This is a genomic window from Micromonospora sp. KC207 (genome assembly GCF_004348615.1).
GTDB lineage: Bacteria > Actinomycetota > Actinomycetes > Mycobacteriales > Micromonosporaceae > Micromonospora.
In genome coordinates this window covers 1-8156 of sequence record NZ_SMKJ01000298.1, presented here as the reverse complement: position 1 = coordinate 8156, position 8156 = coordinate 1, and the positions used below count along the sequence as shown (strand labels likewise).

The 8156-nt window shown below is 73.4% G+C and carries 9 protein-coding genes; 7 read left to right on the top strand and 2 right to left on the bottom strand.

What is annotated here, in order from left to right:
- The 7 genes from infB to E1258_RS27075 form a co-directional block, all read left to right on the top strand.
- A partial coding sequence (infB, locus tag E1258_RS27105; RefSeq protein WP_132406103.1) for a translation initiation factor IF-2 occupies positions 1 to 2010 on the top strand: 2010 nt, incomplete at its 5' end.
- A 90-nt stretch (positions 2011 to 2100) separates the two neighbouring features.
- On the top strand, positions 2101 to 2394 hold the full coding sequence (locus E1258_RS27100; protein ID WP_132406101.1) for a DUF503 domain-containing protein: 294 nt from the start codon (positions 2101 to 2103) through the stop codon (positions 2392 to 2394).
- 134 nt (positions 2395 to 2528) lie between these two features.
- Positions 2529 to 3023, top strand: a complete 495-nt coding sequence (rbfA, locus tag E1258_RS27095; RefSeq protein ID WP_007075292.1) for a 30S ribosome-binding factor RbfA — start codon at positions 2529 to 2531, stop codon at positions 3021 to 3023.
- Entirely contained in the window at positions 3020 to 4060 is a 1041-nt protein-coding gene (locus E1258_RS27090) for a bifunctional oligoribonuclease/PAP phosphatase NrnA (RefSeq protein ID WP_132406099.1), read from the top strand. Before rbfA ends, E1258_RS27090 begins: the two co-directional genes overlap by 4 nt.
- Positions 4061 to 4124: 64 nt before the next feature.
- Positions 4125 to 4532, top strand: coding sequence for a hypothetical protein (locus tag E1258_RS27085; RefSeq protein ID WP_132406097.1), 408 nt, complete (start codon positions 4125 to 4127; stop codon positions 4530 to 4532).
- The gene (locus tag E1258_RS27080) at positions 4532 to 4741 is read left to right on the top strand and encodes a DUF6186 family protein (RefSeq protein ID WP_198141768.1); all 210 of its coding nucleotides are present in this window, start codon (positions 4532 to 4534) and stop codon (positions 4739 to 4741) included. The genes E1258_RS27085 and E1258_RS27080 overlap by 1 nt, the downstream gene beginning before the upstream one ends.
- Before the next feature lie 558 nt (positions 4742 to 5299).
- Positions 5300 to 6628 carry an MATE family efflux transporter gene (locus tag E1258_RS27075; RefSeq protein WP_132406095.1) on the top strand — a complete coding sequence of 443 codons (1329 nt, stop codon included), beginning with the start codon at positions 5300 to 5302 and terminating at the stop codon, positions 6626 to 6628.
- Between the two features lie 107 nt (positions 6629 to 6735).
- Here E1258_RS27075 and E1258_RS27070 read toward each other — a convergent pair whose 3' ends face one another.
- A complete protein-coding gene (locus E1258_RS27070; protein ID WP_132406093.1) occupies positions 6736 to 7740 on the bottom strand; it encodes a hypothetical protein in 1005 nt (334 codons plus the stop codon).
- A 163-nt stretch (positions 7741 to 7903) separates the two neighbouring features.
- A partial coding sequence (locus E1258_RS27065) for a hypothetical protein (RefSeq protein WP_132406091.1) occupies positions 7904 to 8156 on the bottom strand: 253 nt, incomplete at its 5' end.

Sequence of the window (8156 nt, the reverse complement as noted above, 5' to 3'; positions counted from 1 at the left end):
GCTCCCGGTGGCGGTTTCCGTCCGGGCGCACCGGCCGGCGGTGGCGGTCGTCCGGGTGGTGGCGGTCGCGGCCGTGGCGGCGGCGCCGCGGGTGCCTTCGGGCGTCCGGGTGGCAAGCCGACCCGTGGCCGCAAGTCCAAGAAGCAGCGCAGACAGGAGTTCGACAACCTGTCGGCCCCGACCATGAGCTCGGGTGCCCCCCGGGGTCAGGGTCAGGTCGTCCGGCTCTCCCGTGGCGCCTCGCTGTCGGACTTCGCCGACAAGATCAACGCCAACCCGGGTTCGCTGGTCCAGGAGATGTTCAACCTGGGCGAGATGGTCACCGCGACCCAGTCGTGCTCCGACGAGACCCTGCTGCTGCTGGGTGAGCACCTCGGCTTCGACGTGCAGATCGTCAGCCCGGAGGACGAGGACCGCGAGCTGCTCGCGCAGTTCAACATCGACCTCGACGCCGAGGTCGCGGAGGACCGCCTGGTCAGCCGTGCGCCGGTGGTGACCGTCATGGGTCACGTCGACCACGGTAAGACCAAGCTGCTCGACGCGATCCGCAAGGCGAACGTGGTCGCCGGCGAGGCCGGTGGCATCACCCAGCACATCGGCGCCTACCAGGTCCACGTCCCGCACGAGGGCGAGGACCGGGCGGTCACCTTCATCGACACCCCGGGTCACGAGGCGTTCACCGCCATGCGTGCCCGTGGTGCCCAGGTCACGGACATCGTGGTCCTGGTGGTGGCGGCCGACGACGGCGTGATGCCGCAGACCATCGAGGCGCTCAACCACGCCAAGGCGGCGGACGTGCCGATCGTGGTGGCGGTCAACAAGGTCGACAAGCCGGAGGCCAACCCCGACAAGGTCCGCCAGCAGCTGACCGAGTACGGGTTGGTCGCCGAGGAGTACGGCGGCGACACCATGTTCGTCAACGTGGCCGCGAAGCCGGGCATCGGCATCGACGAACTGCTGGAGGCGGTCCTGCTCACCGCCGACGCGTCGCTGGAGCTGACCGCTCCGATCGACGGGCCGGCGCAGGGTGTGGCCATCGAGGCCCACCTGGACAAGGGTCGGGGCGCGGTGGCGACGGTGCTGGTGCAGAAGGGCACCCTGCGGGCGGGCGACTCGATCGTCGCCGGCGGGGCGCACGGCCGGGTCCGGGCGATGCTCGACGAGAACGGCAACCAGGTCGCCGAGGCGGGTCCGGCCCGTCCGGTGCTGGTGCTCGGTCTCACCGCGGTCCCCGGGGCGGGCGACACCTTCCTCGCGGCGGCCGACGACCGTACGGTGCGCCAGATCGCCGAGCAGCGGCAGGCACGGCGGCGGGCGGCGTCCTTCGCCAACTCCCGTGGCCGGGCCACCCTCGAAACGCTCATGGAGCAGCTCAAGGAGGGCGAGAAGACCTCGCTCAACCTGGTGCTCAAGGGCGACGTCTCCGGTTCCGTGGAGGCGTTGGAGGACGCCCTGTTCAACCTCGACATCCCCGAGGAGGTCCAGCTCCGGATCATCCACCGGGGCGTGGGCGCGATCACCGAGAGCGATGTCATGCTCGCGAGCGCCTCGTCCGAGGCGGTCACGATCATCGGCTTCAACGTGCGGGCCGCCAACAAGGTCCGCGAGATTGCCGACCGCGAGGGCGTGGAGATCCGGTACTACACCGTCATCTACCAGGCCATCGAGGAGATCGACGCCGCGCTCAAGGGGCTGCTCAAGCCGGAGTACGAGGAGGTCGAGCTGGGCAGTGCGGAGATCCGCGACGTGTTCCGCTCGTCCAAGGTCGGCAACATCTCCGGCTGTATCGTCCGGTCGGGTGTCATCCGCCGCAACGCCAAGGCGCGGCTGCTGCGGGACGGGTCGGTCGTGGCGGACAACCTCACGATCAGCTCTCTCAAGCGGTTCAAGGACGACGCGACGGAGGTCCGCGAGGGCTTCGAGTGTGGTCTGACGCTGGGCGGTTACAACAACGTCCAGGTCGGCGACGTCATCGAGACCTTCGAGATGCGGGAGAAGCCGCGCGCCTGACGCGTCTGACGCACTGATCGAGGGGTTTACGCCCGAAACGGCGTAAACCCCTTGATCATGCGGGGGTCACTGCGGGTATCGTCCGGGACGATGTTCACCGGAATCGCAGTCTTCGACCTGTTGCTGCCGGGCGACTCCCGGTCGCTCAAAGCCAAGAGATCCTACGTCCGGCCGATCGTGGCGGCGCTGCGCCGCTTCGAGGTGTCGGTCGCCGAGGTGGGGGCGCTCGACCTGCACGGTCGGGCGGAGATAGCCGTGGCCGTGGTGGCTGCGGAGGGCGCGCACGTGCGCGAGGTGCTCGAATCCTGCGAGCGCCTGGTGGCGGGCCGCCCGGAGGCCGAGTTGCTGTCGGTCCGCCGACGCATGTACGGCGACGACGACTGACCGGGCGGGCGGTGCCGCCCGCACCGGCGTCGGCCCGATCGCGAAGGTAATGTTCGAACTGTTGGCCGGTCGGATCCGGTGGTGCCCCGCGCCGCCGGCCCGGCCGGGAGTCCGACGCCGTGGAGGTGGGCGAGATGACGGATCCGGCCAAGGTACGCCGGCACGCGGAGCGCATTCGCGAACTGGTCGCGTCGGTGGTGCGGAGCCAGATCAAGGACCCGCGGCTCGGCATGATCACCATCACCGACGCCCGGATCACCGCCGATCTGCGCGACGCAACGGTGTTCTACACCGTCCTCGGTGACGCGGCGGCCCAGTCCAGCACGGCGGCGGCGCTGGAGAGCGCCAAGGGCATGCTGCGCAGCACGGTCGGCAAGGCCCTCGGGCTGCGTCACTCGCCGAGCCTGACCTTCGTCCTCGACGACGTGCAGAACCAGGTCAAGCAGATCGACGACCTGCTCGCGGCGGCCCGCCACGCCGACGCCGAGGTGCAGCGCCTCGCCGCCCGGGCCAAGTACGCGGGCGAGGCCCAGCCGTACCGGCTCGACTCCGACGACGACGCGGACGACGAGGTCGCGGGCTCCGACGCCGCCGACTCCGACGCCCCGCGCGGCGCGGACCGGCGGTGACCGGCCGGGCGGCCGGGGCGGTCGCCACCGGGCCCGGGGAGGCCGACTGGGCGGCGGCCGTGGCGGTGGTGCGCGACCTGCCGGCCGACGCCCAGGTCCAGTTGATCTGCCACGTGAACCCGGACGGCGACGCGCTGGGCAGCATGCTCGGCTTCGGGCTGGGGCTGCGCCAGCTGGGCGTACGCCAGCTCCGGGCGACCTTCCCCGGCCCGCCGGAGGTGCCGGAGCCGTTCCGCGCACTGCCGGGGCTCGACCTGCTGGTCGGTGAGCAGGACGCGTACCCCGCGCCGCACCTGGTCGTCTGCTTCGACGCGGCGAGCGAGTCGCGGCTCGGCAACCTGGTCGACCGGCTGGAGACGGCCGGTACCGCGCTGGTGCTCGACCACCACGCCTCGAACACCATGTTCGGTGGGATCAACCTCGTCGACCCCCGGGCCGCCGCCACCTCGGTGGTGGCCGAGGAGTTGCTGGCCCGCCTCGGGGTGCGACTGGACGCGGGGATCGCCGAGGGCCTCTACGTAGCCCTGACCACCGACACCGGGTCGTTCCGGTTCGAGGCGACCACCCCGGCGGTGCACGAGCTGGCGGCCCGGTTGCTGGCCACCGGCATCCGCCCGGGCGACATCTCCCGCCGGGTCTTCGACACCCGGCCGTTCGGCGCGGTTCGGCTCTTCGGCGAGGTGATGTGCCGGGCCCACCTGGAGCCGGCGGAGGCCGGGGGCAACGGCCTGGTCTGGACGTACGCCACGCTCGACGACCTGGCCCGCCACGACCAGCGGCCGTACGTGCTGGAGGCGCTGATCGACTCGGTGCGGTGCACCGCCGAGGCGGATGTGAGCTGCGTGGTCAAGCAGGTCCGATCCGACGAGTGGGCGGTCTCGATGCGCAGCAAGGGCGCGGTGGACGTCAGCCGGGTCGCGGTGGCCCTCGGCGGCGGCGGGCACCGGTTCGCGGCCGGCTTCAGCGGCCGGGGCACGGCCGAGGACGTGGTGGCGAGCATCCGCGCGGAGCTTGGCAAGGCGCTGATCGAGGGTTAGATCAGGGGCGACTGCGGGGGTGGTCGCTCTTCCCGCGTTCATTGACGGCGGGGAGAATCGTGGGATGGAGCACCCGAGCGAGCTCTCCGTCGCGGAGCCCCGAGCCTGGGACCGCCCCGTGGTAACCGTCCCGGTGCTGGTCTGCCTCTCCCTGGTGGGCGGGCAGCTGCCCTCGTTCTCCGCGTCGGCGAACCTCTACACCCTCGGCACCGGGGGAGCACTGATCTGGCTGGGCCTGGGCAACAGGGTGCCGCGCCGGCCCACGCCGCGTCGGCTCGGCGCGGGGGCCCTCTGGTGGGTGCTCCCGGCGGCCGTGTTCGGCGTCTTCGAGGGGGTCACCTTCGTCCTGGCCGCCGGCGACGAGTTTCCCACCTTCTCCCGGCTGGCCGATCCACTGCTGGAGAACGAACTGGTCCGCTCCGCGGCCTGGTTCGCCTGGCTGGCCGCGTTCTGGGGGTTGGTGCGGCGATGATGCGCGCGCTTGCCATCGCCGGCTTCCTCACCGCCCTGACGCTCCTCGCCGCCGTCGAGTGGGCGGCCCGTCGCCCGGGCTCGCGCATCCCGTCGCTGGCCGAGGTCTGCGCCTACGTGATGCGGTACGAGGTGGGTCCGGTCCCCGTCGGCCGGATCGGCCTGTTCGGCTTCTGGTGGTGGCTCGGCTGGCACTTCCTCGCCCGCTGACGGTTGTCGACCGGCTTCCGCGGGCGCTTCCGCCGTGTCCAGATGGCGGGAACAGCGGGCAGCATGTGGACCTGAACGATAACTTGGGAATCGATCGGCGCCGCGGCTGCGGCGCAGGTCGGCAGGCGGTGGCGTCTCACCCGACGCTGCCTCCCCCAGGGTCGGACCGACCCGGGCGCACGCCGCCAGACCGGCCGCTCCGGTGACCCCGGACCGCCGTCGGGCGTCCAGCACGACCGGCCGTCGGGCCATCGCGTCCCATGACCCGCATCCCTGAAGGGGGAACCCATGTCGAGCAAGCCCAAGCCCGAGAACACCGACGAGGCGCGCGAGCAGGCCCGCCGCGCACTCCAGACGTCGATGGACACCCGCCAGTGATCCAGTCCGACCGGCGGTGATGCCGCCGACGTCCCGCGCCGCCGGCATCACCGCCCACCCGGTCCCGCTCGACCGGCACGCCCCCTGACTACCCATGCCCTGGCTGCCGCGCCCCGGGCGCAAGGGTAAGGAATAGCTTGTCTTGCAGCCCTTACCTGGGCCGTGCCAGGATTGGCGGCGATGACTGAGTCCGCCGTCGCCTCGCCCACCGCCGTCGCCTCGCCGCGCCGGATCGCCGCGCTGACCGTGCCGGCCCTGGTGGTGCTCGCCGCCGAACCGCTCTACGTGCTGGTCGACACGGCGGTGATCGGTCACCTGGGCCGGGTGCCCCTGGCCGCGCTCGCCGTAGCCGGCACCGTGCTGACGTTGATCGCCTGGCTGGGCTCCGTGCTGGCGTACGGGATCACCGGGCGGGCCGCCCGCCGCTTCGGTGCCGGCGACCGGGCCGCCGCGGTCGCCGAGGGGGTGCAGGCGTCCTGGCTCGCGCTCGGGGTGGGGGTGCTGGTCGCGGCCGGGATGCAGGTCGGCGCGGGCCCGCTGGCCGAGGCGCTCGCCGGCCCCGGGGAGGTCGCCGAGGCGGCAGCACGGTGGCTGCGGGTCGCCGCGCTGGGCGCCCCCGGCCTGCTGCTCGCCGCCGCCGGCAACGGCTGGCTGCGCGGCGTGCAGGACATCCGCCGGCCGCTGTGGTTCGTGCTCGGCCCCAACCTGCTCTCCGCGCTGCTCTGCGTTTTGCTGGTCTATCCGGTCGGGTGGGGGCTGACCGGCTCGGCGGTGGCGAACGCGCTGGCCCAGACCCTCTCCGGTGCCCTGTTCGCCGCCGCCCTGGCCGGCGAGCGGGTGGCGCTGCGCCCCCGGCCCCGGGTGATCCGCCAGCAGTTGCTGCTCAGCCGCGACCTGCTGATCCGGGGCGTCGCCTTCCAGGCCAGCTTCCTGTCCGCCACCGCCGTGGCCGCCCGGTTCGGGGCGGCGGCGGTCGGCGCGCACCAGATCGCCGTACAGCTGTGGTTCTTCACCGCCCTGATGCTCGACGCCCTCGCGATCGCCGCGCAGGCGCTGGTCGGGGCGGCGCTCGGGGCCGGCGACGCCGCCGGGGCGCGCGCCCTGGCCCGCCGGATGGCGTTGCTCGGCGCGGTCTGCGGGGTGGCCTTCGCGGGGCTCATCGCGGCCGGGGCCGGCCTCGTGCCCGGCCTGTTCAGCTCCGATCCGCAGGTACGCGAGCAGGCCATGGTCGCCTGGCCGTGGCTGGTGGCGTTGCAGCCGATCGGCGGCGTGGTGTTCGCCCTCGACGGGGTGCTGATCGGCGCGGGGGACGTCCGCTATTTGCGCGACCTCACGATCGTCGCCGCGTTCGGCGGGTTCCTGCCGGCGATCTGGCTGGCGTACGCGTGCGACCTGGGCCTCGGCGGCATCTGGGCCGGGCTGACCCTGTTCGTGCTGCTGCGGCTGGCGGCCCTGCTGCTGCGGCTGCGCTCCGGCGGCTGGGCGGTCGTCGGCGCGGTGCGGGGGTAAGGATAGGGCCCCCTGTTAACGCATACGGTAGAGAGGGGCGCCCTTCTCACCCCCGCACCGGCGCGCACGCCTGCACGCGGGTGCGGTCCGGGGCGCGGGCGGGTCAGTCAGCAGGTGCCGGGGACGCGGGCGGCCCGCTCCGGATCGAAGACCTCCGTCAGGGGCACCCGACCGGCCGGCCCGCCCCGCGACCGGTACCGCCCGGGTTCCACGTCGAGTCGGCCCGTCTGGCCCAGCTCGTCGCACATGGCGTTCCAATGAAGGGCCTCGGCGGAGGCCAGCCAGAGGCCCCGCGCCCCGGGCACGACGTCGTCGGGGTGGGGGAACTGCCAGACCAGAGTGTCCCGGACGACCACCAGGTTGGCCTCGGGCGGTGCCTCGCCGGCCAGCCGTTCGAAGGCGTACACCCAGGAGAACCTCGTGGTGACCGCCAGCACGCGGACCCTGCTGTCGTCCTCGGTGGCCTGGTAGGAGACCTTTCCCGAGACCCTGATCTCGTCGACGCGGCGGTACTCCCGAGCGAACTGGGTGGTGAAGAGCCGCCGCCTGCTGTCGGAGAGGAGCGGCGTGAGGTCCGTGCGGGCGTCCTCCGCCAGCACGGCGAGGAACGGGCCGGGATCACCGCGCAGCATGGTGTCGGCCAGGCGGCTCTCGACCAGTGCCCGCCGGGTCGTGTCGAGCGCCGCGCGCACCTGCGCCTCGCTGAACGGGCCCGTGGCCCGGGCCGGAGGCAGCGCGATGCCCCGCTCCCCGACGGCGAAGCCGGCGGCGGGGGTGCCGGCGAAGTAGTCCCGCGGCCCGCTGGCGAAGGGTGCCGGCGTCGGCGCGGTGGCGGTGCGTACGCCCTCGGTGACGGTGCCGACGACGACCGCCGTCGCACCGAGCAGGCCCGCCGCGCCTAAGGCGACGACGGCGACGAGGAGCTTCCCGCGATGCCGGCCCCAGGCCAGCCGCCGCCGCTCCGACCGGTCCAGCACCTGCTCCGTGCCCACCTGGCGCATCCAGTCCGGCACCCGCAGGTCCTCGTCGACGCGGGAGGCGGGCGACCGATTCGGCCCGGGGGCGCCCGGGTCGTGGGTGGGTGCCGCGCGGGGCGGCTGCGGGTCGGTCATCGCGCGAATCCTGGTCTACGGCGGGACGAAGGCGCATGATCTTCGCACCCGCCACCCCGTCCGCGCAGCTCGATTCCGCCGAGCCGCCCCGATCGTCGCAGCCCGGTCGGTCCTGCCGGCCCGCGGGCACTGCCGCCGGTGGCGGAACCGGTCGCGCCCGGGCTCACAGCTCTCCGGCCCGCAACCTCGCGAACAGGTAGGCGGTGCCCGCGACGAGGATTGTCGCCACCACGGCGACGACCACGAACGACGTGATCGCCGCCACGGCGGGCCGTCGCTCGCTGAACCGGCTCCGGTCCCGCCAGCGCCACAGCGCCCGCCGGGCCTCCCGCAGCCGCGGCGTGGCCTCCACCAGGCCGGACAGGCGCCGGCCGAGGGTCGACCGGGGTGGCGGGGGGTTGCGCATCCACTCGGGC

Bases quoted from the DNA above. Each gene is read 5' to 3' on its own strand.
- E1258_RS27070 (WP_132406093.1), bottom strand. From the start codon at position 7,740: ATGACCGACCCGCAGCCGCCCCGCGCGGCACCCACCCACGACCCGGGC.
- rbfA (WP_007075292.1), top strand. From the start codon at position 2,529: ATGACGGATCCGGCCAAGGTACGCCGGCACGCGGAGCGCATTCGCGAA.
- E1258_RS27075 (WP_132406095.1), top strand. From the start codon at position 5,300: ATGACTGAGTCCGCCGTCGCCTCGCCCACCGCCGTCGCCTCGCCGCGC.
- E1258_RS27085 (WP_132406097.1), top strand. From the start codon at position 4,125: ATGGAGCACCCGAGCGAGCTCTCCGTCGCGGAGCCCCGAGCCTGGGAC.
- E1258_RS27100 (WP_132406101.1), top strand. From the start codon at position 2,101: ATGTTCACCGGAATCGCAGTCTTCGACCTGTTGCTGCCGGGCGACTCC.
- E1258_RS27080 (WP_198141768.1), top strand. From the start codon at position 4,532: ATGCGCGCGCTTGCCATCGCCGGCTTCCTCACCGCCCTGACGCTCCTC.